24 protein-coding genes are annotated in these 25374 nt (G+C 67.8%); 14 read left to right on the forward strand and 10 right to left on the reverse strand.

The window, feature by feature from the left end:
• Positions 1-98 precede the first annotated feature (98 nt).
• The 10 genes from QZ609_RS03350 (at position 99) to QZ609_RS03395 (ending at position 7748) form a co-directional block, all read left to right on the forward strand.
• Positions 99-302 (forward strand): hypothetical protein, encoded by a 204-nt coding sequence (locus QZ609_RS03350; protein ID WP_295491069.1) that lies wholly within the window; start codon positions 99-101, stop codon positions 300-302.
• 68 nt (positions 303-370) lie between these two features.
• Positions 371-919: a hypothetical protein gene (locus QZ609_RS03355; RefSeq protein WP_295491072.1), complete on the forward strand. Its 549-nt coding sequence runs from the start codon at positions 371-373 to the stop codon at positions 917-919.
• Position 920: 1 nt separating this feature from the next.
• Positions 921-1682 carry a type III secretion system inner membrane ring lipoprotein SctJ gene (sctJ, locus tag QZ609_RS03360; protein ID WP_295491075.1) on the forward strand — a complete coding sequence of 254 codons (762 nt, stop codon included), beginning with the start codon at positions 921-923 and terminating at the stop codon, positions 1680-1682.
• Positions 1679-2341, forward strand: a complete 663-nt coding sequence (locus QZ609_RS03365) for a SctK family type III secretion system sorting platform protein (RefSeq protein WP_295491079.1) — start codon at positions 1679-1681, stop codon at positions 2339-2341. The genes sctJ and QZ609_RS03365 overlap by 4 nt, the downstream gene beginning before the upstream one ends.
• The gene (gene sctL / locus QZ609_RS03370; protein ID WP_295491081.1) at positions 2323-2928 is read left to right on the forward strand and encodes a type III secretion system stator protein SctL; all 606 of its coding nucleotides are present in this window, start codon (positions 2323-2325) and stop codon (positions 2926-2928) included. Before QZ609_RS03365 ends, sctL begins: the two co-directional genes overlap by 19 nt.
• Positions 2925-4292 (forward strand): FliI/YscN family ATPase, encoded by a 1368-nt coding sequence (locus tag QZ609_RS03375; protein WP_295491082.1) that lies wholly within the window; start codon positions 2925-2927, stop codon positions 4290-4292. Before sctL ends, QZ609_RS03375 begins: the two co-directional genes overlap by 4 nt.
• On the forward strand, positions 4289-4780 hold the full coding sequence (locus QZ609_RS03380; RefSeq protein WP_295491083.1) for a hypothetical protein: 492 nt from the start codon (positions 4289-4291) through the stop codon (positions 4778-4780). Before QZ609_RS03375 ends, QZ609_RS03380 begins: the two co-directional genes overlap by 4 nt.
• Positions 4781-4786: 6 nt before the next feature.
• Positions 4787-5587 carry a type III secretion system export apparatus subunit SctT gene (gene sctT, locus QZ609_RS03385; RefSeq protein ID WP_295491086.1) on the forward strand — a complete coding sequence of 267 codons (801 nt, stop codon included), beginning with the start codon at positions 4787-4789 and terminating at the stop codon, positions 5585-5587.
• Positions 5584-6651, forward strand: coding sequence for an EscU/YscU/HrcU family type III secretion system export apparatus switch protein (locus QZ609_RS03390; protein WP_295491088.1), 1068 nt, complete (start codon positions 5584-5586; stop codon positions 6649-6651). Before sctT ends, QZ609_RS03390 begins: the two co-directional genes overlap by 4 nt.
• Positions 6652-6806: 155 nt before the next feature.
• Positions 6807-7748, forward strand: coding sequence for a LysR family transcriptional regulator (locus tag QZ609_RS03395; protein ID WP_295491090.1), 942 nt, complete (start codon positions 6807-6809; stop codon positions 7746-7748).
• Positions 7749-7760: 12 nt separating this feature from the next.
• On the opposite strand, the gene QZ609_RS03400 is transcribed toward QZ609_RS03395, so the two are convergent.
• On the reverse strand, positions 7761-8675 hold the full coding sequence (locus tag QZ609_RS03400) for a glutaminase (protein ID WP_295491093.1): 915 nt from the start codon (positions 8673-8675) through the stop codon (positions 7761-7763).
• A gap of 182 nt (positions 8676-8857) precedes the next feature.
• On the opposite strand from QZ609_RS03400, the gene QZ609_RS03405 reads away from it, so the two are divergent.
• On the forward strand, positions 8858-9721 hold the full coding sequence (locus tag QZ609_RS03405) for a putative hydro-lyase (RefSeq protein WP_295491096.1): 864 nt from the start codon (positions 8858-8860) through the stop codon (positions 9719-9721).
• 68 nt (positions 9722-9789) lie between these two features.
• Positions 9790-11091, forward strand: a complete 1302-nt coding sequence (locus QZ609_RS03410) for an MFS transporter (RefSeq protein ID WP_295491098.1) — start codon at positions 9790-9792, stop codon at positions 11089-11091.
• A 122-nt stretch (positions 11092-11213) separates the two neighbouring features.
• On the opposite strand, the gene QZ609_RS03415 is transcribed toward QZ609_RS03410, so the two are convergent.
• The 4 genes from QZ609_RS03415 to QZ609_RS03430 all read right to left on the reverse strand — a co-directional run bounded on the left by QZ609_RS03415 (position 11214) and on the right by QZ609_RS03430 (position 18698).
• Positions 11214-12740, reverse strand: a complete 1527-nt coding sequence (locus QZ609_RS03415; protein ID WP_295491101.1) for an efflux transporter outer membrane subunit — start codon at positions 12738-12740, stop codon at positions 11214-11216.
• A 13-nt stretch (positions 12741-12753) separates the two neighbouring features.
• Positions 12754-15963, reverse strand: a complete 3210-nt coding sequence (locus QZ609_RS03420; protein ID WP_295491104.1) for an efflux RND transporter permease subunit — start codon at positions 15961-15963, stop codon at positions 12754-12756.
• Between the two features lie 50 nt (positions 15964-16013).
• The gene (locus QZ609_RS03425) at positions 16014-17330 is read right to left on the reverse strand and encodes an efflux RND transporter periplasmic adaptor subunit (RefSeq protein ID WP_295491105.1); all 1317 of its coding nucleotides are present in this window, start codon (positions 17328-17330) and stop codon (positions 16014-16016) included.
• Positions 17331-17615: 285 nt separating this feature from the next.
• Positions 17616-18698 (reverse strand): alpha/beta hydrolase, encoded by a 1083-nt coding sequence (locus QZ609_RS03430; protein ID WP_295491108.1) that lies wholly within the window; start codon positions 18696-18698, stop codon positions 17616-17618.
• Between the two features lie 312 nt (positions 18699-19010).
• Here QZ609_RS03430 and QZ609_RS03435 point away from each other — a divergent pair, with 312 nt between their 5' ends.
• Both QZ609_RS03435 and QZ609_RS03440 read left to right on the forward strand, forming a co-directional pair.
• Positions 19011-19955 carry a LysR family transcriptional regulator gene (locus tag QZ609_RS03435; RefSeq protein WP_295491111.1) on the forward strand — a complete coding sequence of 315 codons (945 nt, stop codon included), beginning with the start codon at positions 19011-19013 and terminating at the stop codon, positions 19953-19955.
• Positions 19956-20077: 122 nt separating this feature from the next.
• Positions 20078-20845, forward strand: a complete 768-nt coding sequence (locus QZ609_RS03440; RefSeq protein ID WP_295491114.1) for a Mut7-C RNAse domain-containing protein — start codon at positions 20078-20080, stop codon at positions 20843-20845.
• A 57-nt stretch (positions 20846-20902) separates the two neighbouring features.
• Here the strand turns inward: QZ609_RS03440 and QZ609_RS03445 are convergent, their stop codons facing one another.
• The 5 genes from QZ609_RS03445 to otsB form a co-directional block, all read right to left on the reverse strand.
• Positions 20903-21922 (reverse strand): alpha/beta hydrolase, encoded by a 1020-nt coding sequence (locus QZ609_RS03445; protein WP_295491116.1) that lies wholly within the window; start codon positions 21920-21922, stop codon positions 20903-20905.
• A gap of 41 nt (positions 21923-21963) precedes the next feature.
• Positions 21964-22389, reverse strand: a complete 426-nt coding sequence (locus tag QZ609_RS03450) for an organic hydroperoxide resistance protein (RefSeq protein WP_295491118.1) — start codon at positions 22387-22389, stop codon at positions 21964-21966.
• Positions 22390-22542: 153 nt separating this feature from the next.
• Complete coding sequence (locus tag QZ609_RS03455; protein WP_295491120.1) at positions 22543-23004, reverse strand: MarR family transcriptional regulator; 462 nt, start codon at positions 23002-23004, stop codon at positions 22543-22545.
• 80 nt (positions 23005-23084) lie between these two features.
• A complete protein-coding gene (gene otsA, locus QZ609_RS03460) occupies positions 23085-24491 on the reverse strand; it encodes an alpha,alpha-trehalose-phosphate synthase (UDP-forming) (protein ID WP_295491123.1) in 1407 nt (468 codons plus the stop codon).
• Complete coding sequence (gene otsB / locus QZ609_RS03465; RefSeq protein WP_295491126.1) at positions 24488-25276, reverse strand: trehalose-phosphatase; 789 nt, start codon at positions 25274-25276, stop codon at positions 24488-24490. The genes otsA and otsB overlap by 4 nt, the downstream gene beginning before the upstream one ends.
• Positions 25277-25374 lie beyond the last annotated feature (98 nt).

Here is a 25374-nt window from a genome sequence, read left to right on the forward strand (position 1 = left end):
GTGCCGCGGTGGGTCGTGCGGCTGCAAGGCGGTTCTTGCGGCCGGTTGTTACAGGCAGTTCATTTCTTGACCCTTTTGACTGACAACAGGAGAGCACCATGGCAACAGCACCTACCGGCGTCGACGGCGCCATCGGCAGCATCAACCAATCGTCCGCAGACCAGATGAAGATCGCGCAGGCCACGCAGGCCGCCTCTGCCATCAACACGGCGGCCAACGCCATGATCGGCGCGGCGGAGTCGCAGAACCGTACGTCGGCTGCGGCTGCCGGCGCCATTCGCGACGGCGCCCGCGCCAGCTGACGGCGGATGACCCATGCGGCGGCGGGTGTGAGCCTGCCGCCGTCTTCCCATCGATCCAGGAGGGAACGATGTCGATCGAAACCCAAGCCATCGCGGCGGTGGCCGCCACGCAGGCTGGCGCGGCACCGGCCAGTGGTGTCCAGGTAGCTGGCCACGCGCAGTCGAACCCGGCGGCGCAAGCCGCGCAAGGCGGCGGGCATGTCGAGCAGGGCGCCGGCATGCCGTCCGCGCAGGCCGCGCACGCGCCGGACGCCGCCCAGTTCAACGGCATGATGCGTCCCGACGTGGCCACCGCGCAGCCCACCAGCGCCGTGCCCACGACAGCGCACACCCAGGAGGCCGCCTTCACCTTCACGCGTGGCCCCGGAGCGGATGGCGCCATGGCGCAATGGCGCGACTACGGGCGCGACCTCAACCAGCGCTACACCAGCATCAACGCCAAGCGCCAGGAGATGCTCGACTCGCTCGACAAGACCGACGTGACCATGACGATGGTCAAGCTGGCCGATTTCAGCTATTTCGCCTCCATGACGCTGGCCGAATACCAGATGGACATGAGCTTCGCCCAGGCCGCCAACGGCGTGAGCCATTCGCTGCTGAAGAACCAGGACAGCTGACATGAAGCGATTGCTGGGAGTGCTGCTCGCGCTGGCGTGCCTGTTCGGGCTCGCGGGGTGCGAGCAGGAGCTGTACACCGGCTTGTCCGAGCCGGAAGTCAACGAGATGGTGGCCGCGCTGTCGTCCGCGGGCATCAGCGGCCAGAAGGTCGCGCAGGACGGGCAGGACGCCCGCACCTGGACGCTCACGGTCGACAACGCCGACATGTCTGCCGCCCTGGCCACCCTGCGCGCGCAAGGGCTGCCGCACCCGCATCTGGCCTCGCTGGGCGAGGTGTTCCAGAAGCAGGGGCTGGTCGCCACACCGGCGGAGGAGCGTGTGCGCTACATCTACGGCATCTCGCAGGAGCTCTCGCGCACGCTGCTCGACGTGGAAGGCGTAATGCTGGCGCGCGTGCACGTGGTGATTCCGGAAAACGACCCGCTGGGCGACAAGGTCAAGCCGGCCTCGGCGGCGGTCTACATCCGCTACCGGCCGGGGGTGAACCTGACCGCCATGGCGCCGATGGTGAAGGACCTCGTCGCCCACAGCATCGAGGGGCTGAGCTACGACAATGTGTCGCTGTTCCTGCAGGGCGTGCAGCCCGTGCCGGTGGAGCCGCGCAAGGGCGTGGCGCTGCTGGGCACGTTCAGCACGCGCAACCCGCTGGTCTGGTTGCTGGGGCTACTGATCGTGGCGGCGGTGGTCGTGACCGGGCTGGTGGCCTGGCGGCGCGGTGCCTTCGATACGCTCACGGCCCGGCGCGAGAGGCCGGCGGCATGAGTCTCGCTGGGCGCCTGGCTGGCCTGGTGGCCACGTTCAACCTGCGGCCCGATCGGTATATCGATCCGTCGTGGCTGCCCATGGAGTGGCCGGCGCACCTGCGCGACCCCGCCCGCTATGGCGAGGCCGGGCGCGCCGTGCTGGCGCGCGCGCTGCTGCAGGCACACGGGTTGGATGCGACGCGCGATTACGATTTCAGCACCGCAGAAAAGCGCATCGCGCTGTTGCCGGCCGATGCGCTCGAACACCTGGCCGCCTGCTGCGGCCTCTGCCTGCACCGGCAGTGGCTGCGCGAGGCCGAGGTGTCGCACAAGATGCAGCAGGTCATCGACACGGCCTTTGGCGCGGACGCCGTGACGTTCGTGCTCTATCGCATGCCGGCCTTCGATGCGGTGAGCGAGATCCTGGAGCCGCAGCGGCAGTACCCGCGCCTGGCGGTGCAGACGCTGCGCGCGCGCGGGCGCCAACTGCTGCTGGACTTCCTGCAGCCTTATGGGCCAGCGGTCGGCCGGCGGCTCGCACTCAAATTCCCCCGGGGCGGGGCCGATGGACACCGCCCGCCCTATCTGCTGGGCCGCACGCAGCGCGCAGAACTGGGCGAGCTGCTGCGCCTGAGCTTGATTCCTGAACAGGTACCGGCATGGGACTGGCTTTTCTGATCACCACCGACAAGCTGCAGATCCTGAGTGAGCGCAAAGTGCTCAAGCAGCACGAATACGCCGCGCTGCTCAACGCCACCAGCATCCTGACCAACGCGCAGCAGGAGCGCACGCGCCTGCTGGATGAGGCCCGCGCGCAATGCGAGACGCAGCAGCGCGAGGGCTTCGCGGCAGGCTTTGCCAAAGGCGAACTGGAGGCCGCCACGCGGTTGTACGCCGACACGCTGGCCAACGCCCGCGCCCTGGCGGCCATGAAACAGCTGATGGCCGAGCTGGTCACGCGCACGGTGCGCGAGCTGGCGGATGACCTGCCGCGCGACGCCATCTACGCCAAGGCGTTTGCCCGCCTGGAGGCGCTGATCGAACAGGAGCCCGCGCTGACGGTGCGCATCGCGCCGCCGCGCGTGGCCGATGTCGAGCGCGCGCTGGCGACGGTCGCCACCGCCACGCAGCGCATCCGCATCGTGCCCGACGCCTCGCTGCGCGACGACGCCCTGGCGGTGGAGACAGCATCCGGCGTGCTGGAGGCCGGCATCGACACGCAGCTGGCCGCGTTGCGCGCGGCCATCGTCGGAGCGCCGGCATGAGCCAGGCCACCACCCGTCACGCCATCGACCAGGCCGACCTGGAGCGCAGCCTGCGCGACGTGCTGGAGCGGCAGGATGGCCTGGGGGGGCTGGGCGCCGGTGTGCGGATGCGCGGGCGCATCCACCGCGCGGTGGGGCTGATGCTCAACGCCTCGGGCATCCAGGCGCGGCTGGGCGAGGTGTGCGAGCTGCGCACCCCCGGCGAGCGCAGCGTCTACGCCGAGGTGGTCGGCTTTGAGCGGCAGACCACGCTGCTCACACCGCTGGGCGGCGTGCATGGCCTGTCGGCGGCCACCGAGGTGATTCCCTCTGGCAGCGCGCATCGATTCGGGGTGGGGGATGCGTTGCTCGGGCGCGTGATCGACGGCCTGGGTGCGCCCATGGATGGCGGCGGCCCGGTGTTTGCCACCGAGCGCGCGTCTACCCATGCCGAGCCGCCCAGTCCCTTGTCCCGTCGCCGCATCGAGACGGCGCTTTCCACCGGCGTGCGCGCCATCGACGCCATGCTGACGGTGGGCGTGGGGCAGCGCCTGGGGATCTTCGCGCCGCCGGGCGTGGGCAAAAGCACGCTGCTGGGCATGATTGCGCGCGGCGCGCAGAGCGACGTCAACGTGATCGCCCTGATTGGCGAGCGCGGCCGGGAGGTGCGCGAATTCCTGGAGCTGTGCCTGCCGGAGGCCACGCGGCGCAAGACGGTGTTGGTGGTCTCCACCTCCGACCGGCCCGCCATGGAGCGCGTGAAGAGCGCGATGGTGGCCACTGCCGTGGCCGAGTACTTTCGCGACCGCGGCAAGAACGTGCTGCTGCTGGTCGATTCGCTCACGCGCTTTGCCCGTGCGCAGCGCGAGGTCGGCCTGGCCAGTGGCGAGCCGCCGACGCGGCGCAGCTTCCCGCCGTCCACGTTCTCGGTGCTGCCGCAGTTGCTGGAGCGCGCGGGCGCCGGCGCCCAGGGCGTCATCACGGCCTTCTACACCGTGCTGGTGGAGGGCGACGAAGAGAGCGACCCGATTGCCGAAGAGGTGCGCTCCATCCTTGACGGGCACATCGTGCTGTCGCGCAAGCTGGCGCTGGCGGGGCGCTATCCGGCCATCGACCTGCTGGCGAGCATCAGCCGCGTGATGCCGCTGGTGACGACGCCCGCGCACCGGGCAAGCGCGCAGCGGGTGCGGGAGCTGATGGCGAAATACCAGGAGATCGAATTGCTGGTGCAGATTGGTGAATACCGCCAGGGCAGTGATGCGCTGGGCGATGTCGCGCTGCGCGCTCACGCGGCGCTTGGCCGCTTCTTCGAGCAGGACACGGACGCGCACCATCCGCTGGATGGCACGGTGTCAGACCTGCGCGCGCTGGTGGAATCACTATGAGCGATGTCCTGCACCAGCTCGCGCGGGTGCGGCAGGCGCGCAAGCTCAGTGCCGTGGCACGGGCGCGACGCCAGGCCGCGGTTGTTGCCCAGGCCGAGCAGCGCGGCGCGGCGGCCTGGCAGGGCCTGCAGCAATCGGTGTCGGCCAAATCGGCCTACGACGCGGCCATCGGCGAGGCGGTGCAACAGGACGCGCGCACCGCGGTGGCGCTGCTGCACGGCGCCAATGCCGAGCGCCTGGCCCTGCAGCGCGAGATTCTGCAGGCGCACGCCGAATCGACACACGCCACCACGGTCCTGCTGAGCGAACACGCCGAGCAGGCGCGCGTGCAGAAGCTGGTGGCAGGTGCCAATGCCAAGTGCGAGGCGGTGGATCGCGTGACACAGCGTGCGGTGCAAGCGGCGCGCCGCGCGCAGGCGCTGCAGGAAGAGGACGCCGCGCTCGAGGCGCTGCAGGCGCTGCAAGCGCGCCGGGCCGCGCGCCCCTAGCCACCCATGCAAGGTTACGACTCCGCCGCGATGGAAGGGCTGTTCCGGCAAGCGCTGCTGGTGCTGCCGCGCCTGCTGCCGATCCTGTTCATGGTGCCGGTGTTCAGCGGGCGTGTGGTCACGGGCATGGTGCGCAGCGGCCTGATCGCCATCCTCGCGGTGTTCGTTGCCCCCGCCATGGAGGGCACGGCGCTCACGGTGCAGGGCGGCGGGCTGTGGATGGCGCTGGCGTTGAAGGAGGCGCTGATCGGCGTGCTGCTGGGCATGGCCTTTGGCGCGCTGCTGTGGGCACTGGAGAACATCGGCCACCTGATCGATTTCCAGACCGGCTCGGGCAATGCGTCGTTCTTCGATCCGGTGGCCGGGCATGAGAGCGGCGCTACCGCCAGCTTTCTCGGCTTTCTGGCGATCACGCTGTTCGTGACCGGCGGTGGGCTGCACGTCATGCTGGGCGCGTTCTTCGAGTCCTACGCGCTGTGGCCGGTGGAGCGCATGTTGCCCAGCGCGCAGGCGGCGCTGGAGCAGTTTGCCGTGCACGAAGCCGACAGCGTCATGAGCTGGACCGTCAAGCTGGCCGCGCCCGTGATCATCGTGCTGGTGGTGGCCGAAGCCGGCATTGGCCTGATCAACCGCGCGGTGCCGCAGCTCAACGTCTTCCTGTTTGCGCAGCCCGTGAAGAGCCTGCTGGCGGTGCTGATGATGGTGCTGTTTCTCGGCTTCGTGTTCGAGTCGTTGAAGACCTTCCTCAGCAGCAACGGCGAGATGGTCTGGCTGTTGCGCGCGCTGCTGCACAGCCCCGCCTCATGAGCGAGAAGCAACACAAGCCCACGCCGCGGCGCCTGCAGGACGCGCGCCGCGAGGGGGAGGTGGTCCGCAGCGCAGACGTGGGCGGCACGCTGGTGTTCATCGGCGTGCTGGCGCTGCTGTGGCAGGGTGGGCCGTACCTGATCGAGCGGCTGCGCGGGCTATTGCTGGGGGCCGTTGGTGCAGCGGCGCGGGCACGCGACCCGGGGGCGGTGTTGCAGCAGGTGCTGGTGTCAGCCGGGGCCACGTGGATGATGGTGGCGGCGAGCGTGGCGTTGCTGGTCATCCTGCTGGCTGTGGCCGGCGCGTTTGCGCAGGTGGGCGGCCTGTTCGCGCCCAAGCGTGTGGCGCCGCAGCTGTCGCGGCTCAATCCGGCACAGGGGCTGCAGCGGGTGTTCTCGGTGCGCAACCTGGTCGCGCTGGCCATGATGTTGCTCAAGGTCGGTTGCCTGGCGCTGGTGCTGGTTACGGTGGTCCGCGGTTCGCTCTCGGCGCCGCTGCAGGCGGGTTATGGCCGGCCTGCGGCGGTGCTGGCGGTGGCTGCGCATCTGGTGCTGATGTTGTTTGGCTGGGCGGCCGTGGTGTACGTCGTCATGGCCGCCATCGATTACTGGCACGTGCGGCATGAGTTCCTCAAGAAGAACCGCATGTCGACCGAGGAGCTGCGGCGCGAACACCGCGAGATGCAGGGCGATCCACACATCGCCTCGCGGCGGCGGCAGCTGGCCCGGGAGGCCCAGTACAGCGCGCTGGAAGACCGCATGCGCATCGCCACGGCGGTGGTGTTCAGCCCGCGCCATGCGGTGGCGCTGTACTACCCGGGTGATGACACCCTGCCGATGGTGATCGCCAAGGCCAGCGGCGAGGCGGCGGAGCGCATGCGCCGCATGGCCGAACGCCATCTCGTGCCGACCGCCGCCAATGCCGGCCTGGCCGAGCGCCTGCACGACACGGTGCCCATGGACACCAGCATCAGCCGCACGCTGTTCCGCGACGTGGCGGCACTGCTGCGCTGGGCCGAGGGGGATCAAGCGGTCGGCACGCCCTACGTGGCATCCAAGTCGTGATGGCGGGTGAGGCGGGGGCGAATGTCGTATCTCCGCATTGCGCCGCACGCGGATGACCGCTGCTGAATTTGGTGGGGGGTGGCTTGCGCCCGGGCACAGCGGCGCCCAGAATGCGCCATCATTGAACCGGCTGGCGAGCACACAAGGGACACGGCATGAACCTGCGATTCCTGGAGACCTTCGTCTGGGTCGCGCGATTGCGCAGCTTCCGCCTGACGGCGGACAAGCTGTTCACCACGCAGGCGTCCATTTCGGCCCGCATCGCGGCGCTGGAAGAGGAGCTGGGCGTGCGCTTGTTCGACCGCGATACGCGCGGTGTGCAATTGACGCCCGATGGCCACAAGGTGCTCGAGTATGCCGATCGCATGGTCAGCACGCTGCATCAGATGCAGGCGGCGGTGGCACAACGGCCGGGCTTCGAGGGCCGGGTGCGCGTGGGCGCCATGGACAGCGTCATCCACACCTGGCTGAGCCCGCTCATTGCGCGCACCGCCGAGATGTTTCCCGCGCTGGAGATCGAGCTGGTGGCCGACAGCGCCATGCACCTGGTCGAGCAGCTGCACAAGGGCCTGCTCGACATCGCTTTCCAGACCGAGCTGCTGCGTGCCGAGAGCGTGCGCAACGTGGAGCTGGCGCGCTACCCGATCCACTGGGTGGTGGCCAGCAACTCGCGGCTCGCACACCCATACGCCAACCTGGCCGAGCTGGCACAGGAGCGCCTCATCACCTTCGTGCGCAGCTCACGTCCGCATCAGGATGTGCTCAACCTGCTGCACCTCAATGGCGTGGCCTCGCCGCGCATCAACTGCGTCAACTCCGTGGCGGCGATGACGCGGCTGGTGGGCGATGGTTTCGGCATCGGTGCCCTGCCCACCCTGCTGGTGCGCGACCGGATCGAAAGCGGTGCATTGACGGTGCTGGAGGTCGAACCGACCCTGCCGCCACTGCCGGTGGTGGCCTCGTGGCGGGCTGGCGCCGGGCTGGAGGTGCACGAGTCCATCGTTGCGCTGGCGCGCACCATGGCGCATGAGCTGTGCCAGTCGGTGGGGCCGCGCTATGCCCTGGTGGCGGCGGAGCCGGCCACGGTGGCCGCGTAGGCGCGCAGGCGCTTAGAAGATCGACCGGCCGCTGAGCGTGGTCAGCCATTCGAGCGCCTGCAGCCCCGCCAGCGAATTGCCGCTGACATCCAGCCCCGGCGACCACACGCACACGCCAAACTCGCCCGGCAGCACGGCCACGATGCCGCCGCCCACGCCGCTCTTGGCCGGCAGGCCGACGCGGTAAACGAAATCGCCGGCGGCATCGTACGTGCCGCAGGTCAGCATCAGTGCGGATAGCCGCTTGGCGGGGCTGGCTTCGATCACGCGCTCGCCGCTCCACGGCACCACGCCGCCGTTGGCGAGGAAGAGCACGGCACGTGCAAGATCCACGCAATGCATCTCGATGGCGCATTGCCGGCAGTAGGCGTCGATGACCGTCTCGACAGGCATCTGCAGGTTGCCGAAGCTGCGCATGAAGTGCGCCATGGCGCGGTTGCGGTCCGCATGGTCCCGCTCCGATTGCGCCACGCGCGGGTCGTAGTCGATCGCGCCGTTGCCGACCAGCCGGCGCATGAACTGCACCATGGCGGTCTCGGCCTGCACGAAGCGGCGGCACAGCACGTCGGTCACCACCAGCGCGCCGGCATTGATGAAGGGGTTGCGCGGGATGCCGTTCTCGTATTCGAGCTGCACCAGCGAGTTGAATGCATTGCCGGATGGCTCGCGTCCCACGCGCTGCCACAGCGATTCGCCTTCGAGCTGGAAGGCTAGGGTGCACGCAAACAGCTTGGAAATACTCTGGATGGAAAACGGCACCTCGGCCTGCCCGACGCGATAGACATCGCCACCCAGGGTGACGATGGCCATGCCGAAATCGCTGGCGCTGGCGCGGGCCAGCTCCGGAATGTAGTCGGCCACGCGGCCCTTGCCCAGCAACGGCTGGATGTCGCGCTGGATGGTTTCCAGGATGCCTTGGTAGTCCATGGGGCGGGGGTTGTGTCGCTTGCGGAACGCGGGGTGCGATTCTACAGCGGGCATCCATGGCGGGGCGGCACCTGCCAGGGCAATCGTCTTTTTCTATCGCCGGGCATCCAAAAGTTTCGTTGGACCGGGTGTCATCGCGCTTTCACAATCCACCGCACGATCAACTCGGCAATGGAAAGCGCATGAACACGGCAGTGGAGACGGCCCCGGCAACCAGCGCGCGGCCCCAAGCGGAACCCGTGTCCACGCTGGGACGGGCCGGCGGCGACGTCACCTGCGCAACCCCCTATGCGGCCCGGCTGGCCGCTCGGTCCGGTGTGCTGCAAGGGCACACCAGCGGCCTGTGCGACGGCCATGTGCAGGCCAACATCGTGATGCTGCGCGAGCCGTGGGCCAACGAGTTCCTGCGCTTCTGCCTGCTGAACCCCAAGCCATGTCCGGTGCTGGACGTGACCGAGCCGGGCGTGCCGGTCTTCCGCCACCTCGGGCGCGACATCGACGTGCGGCGCGACGTGCCGCGCTACCGGGTCTATCGCCATGGTGTGCTGGAGGACGAGCCGATCGAAGTCGAGGCGCTGTGGACCGATGACATGGTCGCCTTCGCCATCGGCTGCTCGTTCTCGTTCGAGCATGCGTTGATCGAAGCCGGCGTGCCGCTGCGGCACATCGACCTGTCGCGCAACGTGGCGATGTACCGCACCTCCATCGAGACGGTGGGCACGGCACGGCTGGCGGGCAAGCTGGTGGTATCGATGCGGCCGATGTCGGTGCCCGATGCCATCCGCGCCATCGAGATCACCTCGCGCATGCCGCGCGCGCACGGTGCGCCGGTGCACTTTGGCGACCCGGAGGCCATCGGCATCGCAGACCTTGCGCAGCCCGACTGGGGCGACGCCGTGCCGGTGCTGCCCGGCGAGGTGCCGGTGTTCTGGGCCTGCGGCGTCACGCCCCAGGCCGTGGTGCAGCAGGCCCGGCCCGAACTTTGCATCACGCACGCGCCGGGCCACATGCTGATCACCGACTTGCGCACGGCGGCATTGCACTGAATGTGACGAAGCCCGCAGAGGCTTCGCAGCATCACGATCGAGACAGCACTGACAAAGGAGGAAACACCATGACGACAGAAGCGACGGTGGCCCAGCCGCCGGCGAATGAGCAGGCCATTGCGCCCTCGGGCGGACCGTTCGGCTGGTACCGCGAAATCTCGACGCAGGAGCGCCGCACGTTCTGGAGCTGCAAGGTCGGCTACGCGCTCGACGCCATGGACACGCAGATCCTGAGCTTCGTCATCCCCACGCTGATCGGCATGTGGGGCTTGAGCAAGGCAGACGCCGGCATGATCGGCACCTGCACACTGCTGGCCTCGGCGGTGGGCGGCTGGATTGCGGGCATCCTGTCGGACCGCATCGGCCGCGTGCGCGCGCTGCAGATCACCATCCTGTGGTTTGCGGTGTTCACCTTCCTGTGCGGCCTCGCGCAGAACTACGAGCAACTGCTGATCGCACGCACGCTGATGGGCTTCGGCTTTGGCGGTGAGTGGACAGCCGGCGCCGTGCTGATCGGCGAGGCGATCCGCGCGCAGGACCGCGGCAAGGCGGTCGGCATGGTGCAGGCCGGCTGGGCGCTGGGCTGGGGGGTGTCGGCGCTGCTGTATGCGTGGCTGTTTACGGTGCTGCCGCCGGAAACAGCGTGGCGTGTGCTGTTCCTGGTGGGTATCGTGCCGGCGGTGTTTGTGTTCTTCCTGCGCCGGCTGGTCAAGGAGCCGGAGGTCTTCCGGGAAGCCAAGACGCGGCAATCTGCCGAAGGCGCCACCAGCTTTTTCTCCATCTTCTCGCCGAAGTTGCTGTCGACCACGCTGCGCGCCGCCGTGCTGACCACCGGTGCCCAAGGTGGCTACTACGCCATCACCACCTGGCTGCCCACGTTCCTCAAGACCGAGCGCCACCTGACCGTGCTCGGCACCGGCGGCTACCTGGCCGTGGTCATCATCGGGTCGTACGTGGGCTACCTGACCAGCGCGTTCCTGACCGACCGGCTGGGGCGCAAGCGCAACTTCATCCTGTTCGCGCTCGGGTCGATGACGGTGGCGCTGCTCTACACGCACCTTGAGGTGACGGATGCGGCGATGCTGCTGCTCGGCTTTCCGCTCGGCTTCTTTGCCTCGGGCATCTTTGCCGGCATGGGCGCGTTCCTGACCGAACTGTTTCCGACCGAGGTGCGCGGCTCGGGCCAGGGCTTCTGCTACAACGTCGGCCGGGCAATCGGCGCGTGCTTTCCATTCCTGATCGGGCAGGTGAGCGCGCATTCGTCGCTGGGGCATGCGATTGGCCTCTTTGCGGCGGGCGCGTACGCGCTGCTGATCCTCGCCGCGCTGACTCTGCCGGAAACGCGGGGCCGTACGCTCGACACGGTTTAACTCTGTGCTCCCCCCAGGTGTGCAGCACGCGGCGTCGTAAGGCGCCGCGTTTTTTTTGGGGGGGGGACTGCACAAAAAAAAGCGCGGCCGAAGCCGCGCTGAATTTCGCTTACCCATCTGCTCTATTGCTTGGCCACCGTCGCCTGGGCCGCCGGCAGGTCACCCCAGCCACCGCCAAGCGCCTTGATCAGCCCAACCGTCGCATTCACACGCCCGCCGTCCAGCTGCACCGCAATGCGCTGCGCCGACAGCATGTTGCGCTCCGCATCGATCACGTCCAGGTAGTTGACCGAGCCCGCGTTGTAGCGTGTGCGCGAGAGCTGCGCGGCACGCGAGGAGGCGCGCACGGCGTCGCCCTGGGCCTTGGATTGATCGGCCAGCAGGCGCAGGTCCGACAGGTTGTCTTCCACCTCGCGGAAGGCCACCAGCACGCTCTCGCGGTAGTTGGCGACATTCTCCTCGTACGCGGCGCGGGCCTGTTTCACGCCCGCGCTGCGCGCGCCGCCATCGAAGATCGGCAGCGATAGCGCGGTGCCGACCAGCGGCCCGAGCAGCCACGTGCGGCTGCCCCACTTGAGCAGATCGCCAATGTCATGCGATTCGAAGCCGAAGCCGCCGGTGAGCTGCAGCTGCGGGAAGAACGCCGCGCGTGCCACGCCGATGCGCGCGTTGGCCGCAGCCATGGCGCGCTCGGCGGCGGCCACGTCGGGGCGGCGCTCCAGCAGGGCGGAGGGCAGGCCCGACGGCACGCGCACGCTGGCTGCCTGCAGCGGATCGGCGTTCATCGTGAAGTTGGACGGCGCCTTGCCCAGCAGCGTTGCCAGCGCATGCTCGAGCACCGCGCGACGGCGTTGCACGCCGATGCGATCCGAACGGGCGGTGGCCAGTTCGGCATCGGCACGGGCGACATCCAGCTCGCCGATGTCGCCGGTGTTGAAGCGGCGCTGCACCAGCTTGAGGGCTTCTTCACGGCCGACCACGGTGCGGGCCAGCAGGGCCTCTTCGGCATCGAGCGTGCGCAGGCTGAAGTAGGTCTGTGCCACATCGGCTTGCAGCGAGAGGCGGGCGGCGCGGTACAGCGCTTCCACGCGCTCGGCGTCGGCATCGGCGGCGCTCACGCTGTTGCGCACGCGGCCGAACAGGTCGGCTTCATACGCCACGGTGGCCTGCGCGCGCCAGTAGGTCTGGGCCGGCACGGGCGCGCCGACCGGCAGGCCGGCAGATGCATCCGACGGGCGCTGGCGGGTCCCGCCGAAGCCGGCATCAATCTCGGGGAAGAGCGCGGCCCGATTGGCCTGCACGAAAGCGCGGGCCTGGTTGACGCGCGCGGCGGCGGCGGCCAGCGTGGGGCTGGCTTCGGCCGCCTGCGCTTCCAGGCTGTCGAGCGTCGCGTCATTGAAGACCTTCCACCACGCACCGTCGGTGGGCATGGAGGGCTCGGCGGTCTTCCACTTGCCCTGTTCGCCGGCGGCCAGCGGTGCGTCGGCGGGCTGCACTGCTTCCTTGAAGGCGTTGGGCGTGCCCACGTCCGGCTTCTCGTAGGTCGGGGCCAGCGAGCAGGCCGCGAGGAACAGCGCGGCGGCCAGCGCCAGCGGGGTCCAGCGGCCCGGCCGCACTGCCTGACCAGATGGTTGTTTGAACACGTTCATAACGTTGTCTTGATTAGTGTTGGCCGGAGGGCAGCGGCAGTGCCGAGCCACCTGCGTCCAGATCCAGGTCGGGTGCGTCCTCCGAGCGCTGGCCACGGCGCGAGGCCAGCGTGCGCAGCAGCACGTAGAACACCGGCGTGAGGAACAGGCCGAACAGCGTCACCCCCAGCATCCCCGCGAACACGGCCACGCCCATGGCATGGCGCATTTCAGCGCCGGCACCGGTCGACATCACCAGGGGCACCACGCCCATGATGAAGGCGATCGACGTCATCAGGATCGGGCGCAGACGCAGGCGGCAGGCCTCGATGGCGGCTTCCACGATGGTGCGTCCCTGCAGCTCAAGCTCGCGCGCAAACTCCACGATCAGGATCGCGTTCTTGCACGCCAGCCCCACCAGCACCACCAGGCCGATCTGCGTGAAGATGTTGTTATCCCCATGCGAGACCCACACGCCCAGCATGGCGGCGAACAGGCTCATCGGCACGATCAGGATCACGGCCAGCGGCAGCGTCAGGCTTTCGTACTGCGCGGCCAGCACCAGGAACACCAGCAGCACGCACAACGGGAAGATCCACACGGCGGAGTTGCCAGCCAGGATCTGCTGATACGTCAGGTCGGTCCACTCGAAGCGCACGCCCTTGGGCAGCGTTTCATGCGCGATGCGCTCCACTGCGGCTTGCGCCTGGCCCGACGAGAAGCCCGGGGCCGGGCCGCCGTTGATGTCGGCAGCGGTATAGCCGTTGTAGCGCACCACCATGTCTGGCCCGAAGCCTTGCGACACGCGCAGCAAAGAAGACAGCGGCACCATGTCGCCGGCGGCGTTGCGGGTCTTCAGTTGCAGGATGTCTTCGGCATGGGCGCGGAACGGCGCATCCGCCTGGACTTTCACCTGGTAGGTGCGGCCGAAACGGTTGAAGTCGTTCACGTACAGCGAGCCCAGGTAGACCTGCATGGTGTCGAACACGTCCGTGACGGGCACGCCGAGCTGCTTGGCCTTGACGCGGTCCAGATCCGCATTCAACTGCGGCACGTTGATCTGGTAGCTCGAGAACGACGGGCCCAGCTCCGGCGTCTTGCGTGCCTTCGCCATGAAGGCCTGCGTGGCGGCAAAGAGCTGCTCATAGCCGACCGAACCGCGGTCTTCCAGCTGCAGCTTGAAGCCGCCCACCGTGCCGAGGCCCTGCACCGGCGGCGGCGGGAACACGGCGATGAACGCGTCCTTGATGGCACCGTACTGCTGGTTCAGCTGCCCGGCGATCGCGCCGCCCGACAGGTTGGCGCTCTTGCGCTGGTCGAACGGCTTGAGCGTGACGAACACGATGCCGGCGCTCGGGCTGTTGGTGAAGCCGTTGATCGACAGGCCCGGGAAGGCCACGGCGCTTTCCACGCCGGGGTGCTTCAGGGCGATGTCCGACATGCGGCGGATCACGTCTTCCGTGCGGTCGAGCGAGGCGCCGTCGGGCAGTTGCGCGAAGCTCACCAGGTATTGCTTGTCCTGCATCGGTACGAAGCCGCCTGGCACCTTGTTGAACAGCACGGCGGTCAGGCCGATCAGCGCCAGGTAGATGCCAAGCATGACTGCCTTGCGACCGATCACGCGCGAGGTGCTGCGGCCATACGACTCCGACGCGGCGCCAAACACGCGGTTGAACGGACGGAAGATCCAGCCCAGCCCGCGCTCCATCACCCGCGCCAGCAAGTCCTTCGGTGCGTCATGGCTCCTGAGCAGCAGCGCAGCCAGCGCCGGCGACAGCGTGAGCGAGTTGAACGCCGAGATGACCGTCGAGATCGAGATCGTCAGCGCGAACTGCTTGTAGAACTGCCCGGTCAGGCCCGACATGAAGGCCAGCGGCACGAACACGGCAATCAGCGTCAGTGCGATGGCGATGATCGGACCGCTCACCTCGCGCATGGCCTTGTAGGTGGCCTCGCGTGGGGATAACCCTTCAGCGATGTTCCGCTCGACGTTCTCCACCACCACAATGGCATCGTCCACCACGATCCCGATCGCCAGCACCAGCCCGAAGAGCGACAGCGCGTTGATCGAGAAGCCGAACATCAGCATCAGCCCGAACGTCCCGATGATGGACACCGGCACCGCCAGCAGCGGGATGATCGACGCACGCCAGGTCTGCAGGAACAGGATCACCACCAGCACCACCAGCGCCACGGCTTCCAGCAGCGTGTGCGTGACGGCCTCGATACTCGACCGGACGAACTGCGTCGGGTCATAGACGATGCGGTAGTCCACGCCTTCCGGGAAGTCTTGCTTCAGCTCGGCCATGGTCTTGCGCACGTCGTCCGAGATCTGCAGCGCGTTGGAGCCCGGCGCCTGGAAGATCGGAATCGCCACCGCCTGCTTGTTGTCCAGCAGCGAGCGCAGGCCGTATTCCGACGCGGCCAGTTCGATGCGGGCGACGTCACGCAGGGTCGTGACCGCGCCGTTGGGCGAGCTCTTGAGGATGATGTCGCCGAATTCCTGCTCGGTCTTCAGGCGACCCTGGGCGTTCACGGACAGTTGCAGGTCCGTGCCCGGCACCGAGGGCGAGCCGCCGATCACGCCGGCCGCCACCTGCACGTTCTGGTCGCGGATGGCACGCACCACCTCATTGGCGGTCAGGCCGCGCTCGGCCACCTTGTTCGGGTCCAGCCACACGCGCATCGAGTAGTCGCCCGAGCCGAACAGCTGCACCTGGCCCACGCCGCTGATGCGTGCGAGGCGGTCCTTGACGTTGAGCACCGCGTAGTTGCGCAGGTACGTCATGTCGTAGCGGTCGTTGGGCGACAGCAAGTGCACCACCATCGTCAGGTCGGGGCTGCTCTTGATGGTGGTCACGCCCAGGCGCTGCACCACGTCGGGCAGGCGCGGCAGGGCTTGCGAGACACGGTTCTGCACCAGCTGCTGGGCCTTGTCCGGATCGGTGCCCAGCTTGAAGGTCACCGTCAGGGTCATGTTGCCGTCGCTGTTGGCCTGCGACTGCATGTAGAGCATGTTCTCGACGCCGTTGATCTGCTCTTCGAGCGGCGAGGCGACGGTTTCGGCAATCACCTTCGGGTTGGCGCCCGGGAACTGCGCGCGCACCACCACCGAGGGCGGCACGACCTCGGGGTATTCCGAGATCGGCAATCGCCAGATCGAGATGATCCCGATCAGCAGGATCAGCGTGGAAAGCACCCCGGCGAAGATGGGGCGGTCCACGAAGAATTTAGAGAAGTTCATGGCTTGATGCGATGAGAGCGATGAGGTTCAGACGCGATCAGGCGCCGCATTCAGGCGCGATCTGCCGGCAGGCGTTGTGCGACGGCGGTCTTGGCGTTCGCTGGTTTGGCCTGCGGTTCTGCCTTGGCGGCCGGGGTTGTGGCGGGCGTGGGGGCGGCGGCTTCGGCCGGCGCGGCGGGTGCGTCGGGCAGCGCGCCCGGGCGCACCGCGCGCTTGGCCACGAGGCTGTCCATGGTCACCGCGTTGGGTGCCACGGCGTCGCCCGGGCGCACGCGCTGGATGCCGTTGACGACGATGCGCTCGCCGGCCTTCAGGCCAGCCTTCACCACGCGCAGGCCATCAATGGACGCGCCCACCGTGACCGGCCGGTAGCTGGTCTTGTTGGCGGCATCCACCACCAGGACGAACTTCTTGTCCTGGTCCGTGCCGATGGCCTTGTCGCTGATGAGCACGGCGTCGTGCGGGGCGCCGCTGCTCATCTTCACGCGGGCGTACAGGCCCGGCGTGAGGCGGCCGTCGGCGTTGTCCAGCGTGGCGCGCACGCGGATCGTGCCTGAGCGCACATCCAGCCGGTTGTCGACCGATTGGATCACGCCCTCGCGCGTGTAGCCGTCTTCATTGGCCAGGCCGATGTAGACCGGCGTCTTCGTGCCCTGGGCTGCCTTGGCGGAGTAGCGCAGGTAGCTCTGCTCGTCGGCATCGAAGGCCACGTACATCGGCGAGACCGAGACCAGCGTGGTCAGCACCGGTGCGGCGCCACCCGTGGCCACCACGTTGCCCACGGTGATCTCCGCACGCGACACGCGGCCCGCGACCGGCGCCACGATGTGCGTGTACTCCAGGTTCAGCTTGGCCGCATCGAGTGCGGCGGCGGCGCCCTGCAGGTTGGCCTGTGCCTCGCGTGCGGCGTTTTCCTTCTCTTCGAACTCGCGGCGGGCGATGGCGTTGTCGGCCACCAGCTTCTGCGCACGGTCCAGCTCCGACGTGGTGTACGCCACGCGCGACTTGGCGGCGGTCAGTGCCGCCTGCGTGCGGGCCACTTCGGCAGCGTAGGGGCGCGGGTCGATGGTGAACAGCGGGTCGCCCTTCTTGACGATGCTGCCGTCCTTGAAGTGGACGGCCGTGACGGTGCCGCTCACCAGCGGGCGGATCTCGACGCGTTCGACGGCTTCGATGCGGCCGGAGAACTCGTCCCACTCCGTCACGTTGCGCGCGATGACGGGCGCGACGTCCACCGGTGTGGCAGCGGGGGCGGCGGCCGGCTGCTGCGAGGCACCGGCGCTGGAGACGAGGTCGTAGGTGCCCACGACAGCGACGCCAACCACGGCGGCGCCGACCAAGGCGATAGTGCGTTTGGACAGGCTCATGATGTCACTCGATTTCGTTGGGATGGGCAAAGAGGAAAGTTTTGGAAAACGCTTGGGCCGCAGCATGCTTCGCATGCGCGCGGCCTCGCACTCCGTTTCTTGTTGTGTCAGGGTGGTGCCAGGGACTCCCGCGTTCGCGCCGGACGGGGCAGTGGGCCTGGCTCGCAGGTCTACGTTGCTCCGGGATTGAAAACCAGCGCCAGTGATTGATAAAGCCACATAAACCGCATGCCCTATTGAGCTGAATTCATGAGTGCAATGAGGGGAGGCTTCTGCCGTGTCGCATCAGTCGGGCGCTTCCTCTGCCGTGGCCGACCGGTCCTTCCGGTCGGTCCGAGCGCGGCGTTTGCGCGGCGCCGCCTGCCGTGTCAGCCCCAGGTGCCAGCGCAGGAAGCACGCGACTTCATCCAGTGCCGCACGGTCGATGGCGATAGAGTGGTGACAGGCATGGCCCACGCGCACGACCTGCGTGGCGACACCGGCCTCGATCAGCGCGCCGGCGTAGCGCTCGGCTTCCGTGCGCAGCAAGTCTTGCGGCGCGGTCAGCAGCAGCGCGGGCGGCAGGCCCTGCAGGCGGCGCGACTCCACCGGCGCGGCATACGGGTGCACGCGTTCGGTCGGGCGGGGCAGATACTGGCGATAGCACGCCGCGCATTCCTCGGCCGACATGTCGGCATTGGCCAGGCGGTCCGGCCGCACGCGCGCCATGGTCGGGTCCAGCATGGGCGCGATCAGCACCTGCGCAACCAGGCCGGGGCCGCCACGGTCGCGGGCGATCATGGTGAGCGCGGCGGACAGGTTGCCGCCCGCGTCGTGCCCGGCCACGGCCAGCCGGCGGCGGTCGATGCCCCAGGCGGCGGCGTGCTCGGCCATGCAGCACAGCGCGGCGTAGGCGTCTTCCGGCGCGGCCGGGAAGGGCGCAGCCGGCGCCAGCGAGTAGCCCACCGTCACCACCACCGCCGGCAGCGTCGCCGCCAGATGGCGGGCGGGCAGGTCCGCATCGTCGATCGAGCCGCCCACGAAGCCGCCGCCGTGCAGGTACAGCACGCCCGGGTGGCGCAGCGGGGCTGCGGCCTCCTCGGCCAGCGCGTCCGGACGGAAGACGCGCAGGCGGATGCGGCCGGCATAACCTTGCGTCCAATAATCTTCGACACCGACGGCGCGCGGCAGCGGCGCCTCGGCCACGCTTTCGGGGGAAGCGGTCCCTTGCTCAGGCAAGCTGGATGTTGCGCCGCGCAATTCCTGCTTGTGCGCAGCATTCGCCGCACCGGAAAGCGAGCACGCCACCGTCGCACGCACGTCGGTGGCGGGCGCTACAGCGGAAAGCGATCGGTCCGAAACAACCAGACGCGGTGGAGAAGAACCCATGATGTCAGGCGGGGCATACCTTTACGGAACACCCGGATATCGATGGGCTGAATGATGGTGATTAGACGAACGAGGATAAATGCCTATAATCGGACATCACTATTAGTCACAGCCGAACAATCTAAATCGACGGCTGTGCTACAAAGTGTCATTGCTCGAGGCCGGTCCTGTTGCACTGCGAGAATCCGTAGTCGCTGCTGTCCTGATCGCGCCGCCCGGGTGCACCCCTTCAGATTCCTCAGTTCTTGCGCATTGCCGTTCTGATTCCGGTAGTGCGCCTCGCCCGTGGAGTCCGACCCTCAGGAGCCGCAGATGGATCGCTTGCAGGCCATGCAGGTTTTCACGCGCGTTGTGGAAGCCAGCAGTTTTACGAAGGCTGCCGACAACCTTCAATTACCCCGCGCCACCGTCACCAACCTCGTGCAGAGTCTCGAGGCGCATCTCGGCGTGCGCTTGCTGCACCGGACCACCCGCCGCGTGAATGTCACCGCTGACGGCGCGGCCTACTACGAGCGCTGCGTGCGCTTGCTGGGGGACCTCGAAGAAACCGAGGCCGCGTTCTCGCAAAGCGCTTCCGGCGCGCGCGGCAACTTGCGTATCGACGTGCCGGGCTCGATCGGCAAACGGTTGCTGGTGCCACGTATCCGCGACTTTCACGATGCGTATCCCGATCTGCAGCTCGAGATCGGCATGAGCGACCGCACCGTCGACCTCGTGCAGGAAGGCGTGGACTGCGCCGTGCGCGTGGGCGAACTGCAGGATTCCAGCCTGGTGGCGCGCCGCATCGGGCAGCTCTCGATGGTCAATTGCGCCTCGCCGGATTACCTTGCGCGCTATGGCACGCCCACCTCGCTGGAGGATCTGCAGGACCACATCGCGGTGAACTATTTTTCGCCGCGCAATGGCCGCCGCATGGATTGGGATTTCGTCATCGACGGCCAGAAGCAGATCCACAAGGTGCGCAGCATGGTGTCCGTCAATGATGCGGAATCGGCGTTGGCGTGCGGGCTGCATGGCCTGGGGCTGATGCAGACGGCGCGCTTCCTGGTGTACGAGCACCTCAAGTCGGGCGAGCTGGTGGAGGTGCTGCCGGACTACATCTCCGAGCCGATGCCGGTGTCGGTCATCTATCCGCACAACCGTCACCTGTCGCCCAAGGTGCGCGTGTTCGTGGACTGGGTGGCGACGCTGTTTGCCGATCATCCGTGCCTGCAGCTCAAGGAGAGTCCGCGGCTGCAGTTCGCCAGCGCGGCCTGAGCTCCGGGCCACCTCGGGCCACCGCTACTCGTCGTAGGCTTTCCATTCGCGCGGCGTGGTCTTTTGAGGCCACGCCGCGTTTGTCATTTCCGCCGCAGCGCGGTCGGAGTATCGTGGGAAGCATGCCGACCGTCCTGTTCTCGTTCGATGCCAGCCTGACGCCGCTTTTGCCGTCCGCCCAACGTGCACGGCCCGCAGCGCGCGATTGGCCGGCCGGTGCCACGCTCAAGCACGCGATCGAAACCTGTGGTGTGCCGCATACCGAGGTGGGGGCCGTGCATGTCGATGGGCGCATCGCCTTGCTGGATGACCTGCTGCCGGCGTGCGGTACGGTCGACGTCATGGACGTGGAACCGGCGTTGCCCACCGCTCCCATGCACTTCCTGTGCGATGCGCACCTGGGCGCCACGGCGCGCCTGCTGCGCATGGCCGGCTTCGATACCGCCTACGACAACAACTACGCCGATGCCACCATCGAGGCGCTGGCCGAGGCGGAAGACTGGATCGTCCTCTCACGCGATCGCGAGCTGCTCAAGCGGCGCGGCATCCGCCGGGGCGCCTTCATCCGCGCACGCGACCCACAGGCGCAGATGCGCGAGATCGTGGCGCGTTTCTGTCTGGCCGAAGCGGCGCGGCCGTTCTCGCGCTGCCTGGAGTGCAACGTGCCGCTGCGTCAGCTGAGCGCAGAGCAGGCCGCCGCCAGTGTGCCGCCGCGCGTGCGTGAGCGTCAGCACCTGTTCAGCACCTGCGACGTGTGCCGGCGCGTGTATTGGCCCGGCTCGCATTGGGCGCGCATGAACGCCGTCCTGGCCAACATGCTGGCACCACATGCCGACGACGAGGCCGAAGGCGTGGAGCGATTGCTGCGTAGCGGAAGCGCGCGGTTGTAAGACGCATGGCAAACCGCCGCGCAGGTGCGCGGCGGATGCCTCATGCGGAACGCCGGGTTACTTCAGACGCAGCTTCAATTCTTCGCTGGCCTGGTGCAGTGCGACGCGTGTGGTTGGCACGGTGGCCAGCGCGTTCAGCAGCCCGAAGTCGTGGATCATGCCGTTGTAGCGCGAGACCACCACGTTCACGCCCGCCGCATCGAGCTTGCGCGCATACGCTTCGCCTTCATCGCGCAGCACGTCCTTCTCGGCGGTCTGCACCAGTGCGGGCGGCAGGCCCTTCAATTGCTCGGGCGTGGCCAGCAGCGGCGAGGCGAAGATCTCCTGCCGTTGCGCCGGGTTGGTCGTGTAGGCGTTCCAGAACCACTGCATCATCGGCTTGGTCAGGAAGTGCCCCTCGGCAAATTCGTCGTACGACGCGTTCTCGAAGCTGGCATTCGTCACCGGCCAGAACAGCACCTGCGAACGCAGCGCGGGCGCGCCTTTCGCCTTGGCCATCAACGCCACCACGGCCGCCATGTTGCCGCCCACGCTGTTGCCGGCCACGGCCAGGCGCTTGCCATCCACGTTGATCTGCGCGCCGTTCTCGGCCACCCACTTCGTTGCCGCATAGGCCTGGTTGATGGCGACCGGATAGCGTGCTTCCGGCGACGGCGTGTAGTTGAAGAACACCGCCACCGCACCCGAGTCGGCCACCAGGTCACGCACAAAACGCTCGTGGGTCGGGAAATCGCCCAGGATCCAGCCGCCGCCGTGGAAGAACATGAAGGCGGGCAGCACGCCCTTGGCGCCGGCCGGGCGCACGATGGTCAGGCGGATCGGCTGGCCGTCCGCGGTGATGGTCTTTTCGCTCACGTCGGCGGGCGGCAGCGGCACCTTGGCGCCCGCCTGCGCGCCGACCAGCACGGCACGGGCATCGGCCGGCGACAGCGTTTCGAGCGGCTTGCCGCCACCGGCGGCGAGGGCGTCGAGGAAGGCCTGGGTGTTGCGCTCCACGCCCGGGCTGCCAGCGGCGAAGGCGGCGCCCGCGGCGACGGACAGCAGCGTACCGGCGGCAAGTTTGGCAATGCGGTTCATGGCAAAGACTCCTGAGATCGTTGTTGGCGTTTTCGGGCAGCTCAGACCAGATTCAGGCGCACGTCGATGTTGCCGCGCGTGGCGTTGGAATACGGGCAGACGATGTGGGCCCGCTCGATGAGCGTTTGCGCTTCGGCGCGGTCCATGCCGGGCAGGCTGATGTTCAGGTCCACCTCGATGCCGAAGCCGTTCGGGATGGCGCCGATGCCAACGGAGCCCTGCACGCTCACGTCCGCCGGGATGCGCAGCTTGTCGCGTGCGGCGACGAACTTCATCGCGCCGAGGAAACAGGCGCTATAGCCGACGGCAAAGAGTTGCTCGGGGTTGGTGCCTTCACCGCCAGCGCCGCCCAGTTCGCGGGGCGTGGCGAGGCGGACATCCAGACGGCCATCGTCGGTGATGCCGCGGCCATCACGGCCCCCGGTGGCGTTGGCGTGGGCACGGTAGAGGACGGTTTCGATCGACATGATTGCTTCTCCTTGTGAAGAGGTGGGGTGATGTACAGCGGAAGTCGGAGCCGCTGCGAGGTGTTGAAAATAGTTTGCTATTAAATAGTGTGCTATATATTTGATTCAAAAAAACGGGCCCAATGAGGCACCCGTCGGGTGGTTCCGTGCGGATCAGGCAGCGTTCTTGAAGAGCCGTCCCCGCATGTCGTTCAACTGCGTGCGCAAGGTTTCCAGCTCGCCAGGCGCGCATTCCATGGCGGCACCGATACAACCGGGGACGTCCTTGGCGCGCGCTTCCAACTGCCGGCCTTCGGCAGACAGCGAGATGATCACCTGCCGTTCATCCGCGTCCGAACGCTGCCGCTCGATCAGGCCCGCGGCTTCCAGCCGCTTGAGCATGGGCGTGAGCGTGGCCGAGTCGAGGAACAGCCGCTCGCCAATGTCCGATACCGTTACCGCGTCGCGCTCCCACAGCACCAGCATCACGAGGTACTGCGGATACGTGAGCCCCAGCGGCTTGAGCAGGCTGCGATACACCTTGTTCAGGCCGATCATGGTCGAGTACAGCGCGAAGCACAGCTGCTGGTCCAGGGCCAGGCTCGGGTGCGGGGAGGGTGTCTTGCGCGGTTCCATGGCCGGGATATTAGATTGCGTGCTATCTAATAGCAAGCAATTTTTTTGTAACGACGCCGGGGCCGACGTCGCCCCGCGCGCTAGCGGGCAGGTGCACTGCGCAGGTCGGCCAGAAACCGCTCGCGCCACAGCGTCAGGTTGCCGGCGTGCAGCCGTTCCATCATGTGTGCGTAGCGCGCCTTGCGTTCTTCCAGCGGCATCGTCAGCGCACGGTTGAGCGCCTCGGCCATGCCGCGCGTGTCATATGGGTTGACGATCAGCGCCGCATCCAGCTCGTGCGCGGCGCCGGCAAAGCGCGAGAGCACCAGCACGCCCGGGTTTTCCGGGTCCTGCGCGGCCACGTATTCCTTGGCGACCAGGTTCATGCCGTCGCGCAGTGGCGTCACGTAGCCGATCTGCGCGGTGCGGAACAGCGACATCAGGATGCGCCGCTCATATTGCTTGTTGATGTAGCGGATCGGTGTCCAGTCGAGCTCCGCGTGCTTGCCGTTGATGCGGCCCGATTCCGCCTCCAGCCGCTGGCGGATCTGCTGGTAGCTCTGCACATCCTGCCGCGAGGTCGGCGCGATCTGGATGAAGGTCACGTGCCGCCGGTGGTCGGGAAAATCATCGAGCAATTGTTCGAACGCGCGAAAGCGCTCGGGCTGGCCTTTCGAATAGTCCAGCCGGTCCACGCTCATGATCAGCTTGAGCGGGCGGTCGCCGCGGTCGCCCGGGTTGCGCGCGAACGGATTGCGCCGCGCCAGCGATGAAATGGCCTGCTGCGCGATCTCATCCGGGTGCACGCCGATCGGGTAGACCTTGGCGCGCAGGGTGTTGCCGTAGGCATGCACGGCACCGTTCTGATCCTTCTGCTCGATGTAGCCGTGCGCCTCGCGCTCGATGTAGTCGTAGAAGGCGACGCGGTCGGTCTCGGTCTGAAAGCCGAGCAGGTCGTACGCGCACAGGGCGCGCATCAGCTCTTCGTGCGGCGGGATGGTGGTCAGGATCTCGGGCGTCGGAAACGGGATGTGCAGGAAGAAGCCGATGCGGTTGCGCAGGCCCAGCGCGCGGCACTCGTCGGCAAACGGGATCAGGTGGTAGTCGTGCACCCACAGGATGTCGTCGGGCTGCACCAGGTCCTTGATCTGGTGCGCGAAGCGCGTGTTGACGCGCCGATAGCCGTGGTATTCCTGGCGCTCGTAGCGGGCCAGGTCGACACGGTAGTGGAACACCGGCCACAGCGTGGCGTTGGAGAAGCCGCGGTAGTACTGGTCGTAGTCGCGCCGGCTCAGGGCCACGGTGGCAAAGGTGATTGCGCCCTTGGGGACGATGGACGGCCCGTTCGACTCGGTGGGTGTGCTGGGGATGACCTCGCCGCTCCAGCCGAACCAGAGGCCGCCGGTGTCGCGCAGCGCGTCGTGCACGCCGACGGCAAGACCGCCCGAACTGGCCTGGCCCTCGACGATGGGCGCCACCCGGTTTGACACCACGATCAGCCGGCTCACGTGGCACCTCCCGGTGCGGGCATCGCCACGGTTGCCAGCCAGTCGCGCAGGCCGGCCGGATCCGCCACGCGCCAGCGTGCCTCGCTCGGCCCAGTGCCCACCTTGATGGTCCAGCCGCCCAGTGCATTGACGGCCTCGAACGCGCTTTCATCGGTCAGGTCATCGCCAGCGAACAGCGCGATGCGGCCCGCGAATGGCTTGGCGGCCATCAGGTGGCCGATCACATCGCCCTTGCTGGCGCCGTGCGGCTTGAGTTCGACGACCATCTTGCCGGCCTGCAGGCGCACGTGCTCGGCGTAGCGGTTGGCCAGGCGTTGCGCCAGTGCGTGCACGGCATCAGCGGCCTCCGGCACCTGCCGGTAATGCAGCGCGAAGGCAATGCCTTTGGTTTCCAGCACCACGCCCGGCACGGTGGGCAATTGCGCGCGCAGTTCGTCCGCCAGCGCGGCCAGCGCGGCATAGTCGGCCGGCAGGCGGTGCACGATGCCGTCGGCGTGCCGGCGTTCGGCGCCATGCACGCCGGCAATCACCAGCTCGGGCAGCGCGAGATGCGTTTCGATGTCCTGCACCGTGCGGCCACTGATGATGGCCAGCGCGCCGTCACTGGCGCGCTGCAACGCCGTGAGGGTTGCGCGCAGGGTGGGCGGGACGTGCACGCCATCCGGCTGCGGCGCGAGATCGACGAGCGTGCCGTCAAAGTCCAGCAGGAAGGCGGTGCGCGCCGGATCGACCGGCGGCAGGGGCGCCGTGTGTGGCGGGGGAGTGGGGGCAGCAGTCTGAGGCAAGCCAATGCGTGAACGGGTGCGGGATACGCCAATTCACGCAAGAAGCGGGCCGATCAGGGAAAGCGTTGTCAGAGCAACATCTGCGGCCGATATGAGGG

This window comes from uncultured Ralstonia sp. (assembly GCA_913056305.1).
GTDB lineage: Bacteria > Pseudomonadota > Gammaproteobacteria > Burkholderiales > Burkholderiaceae > Ralstonia.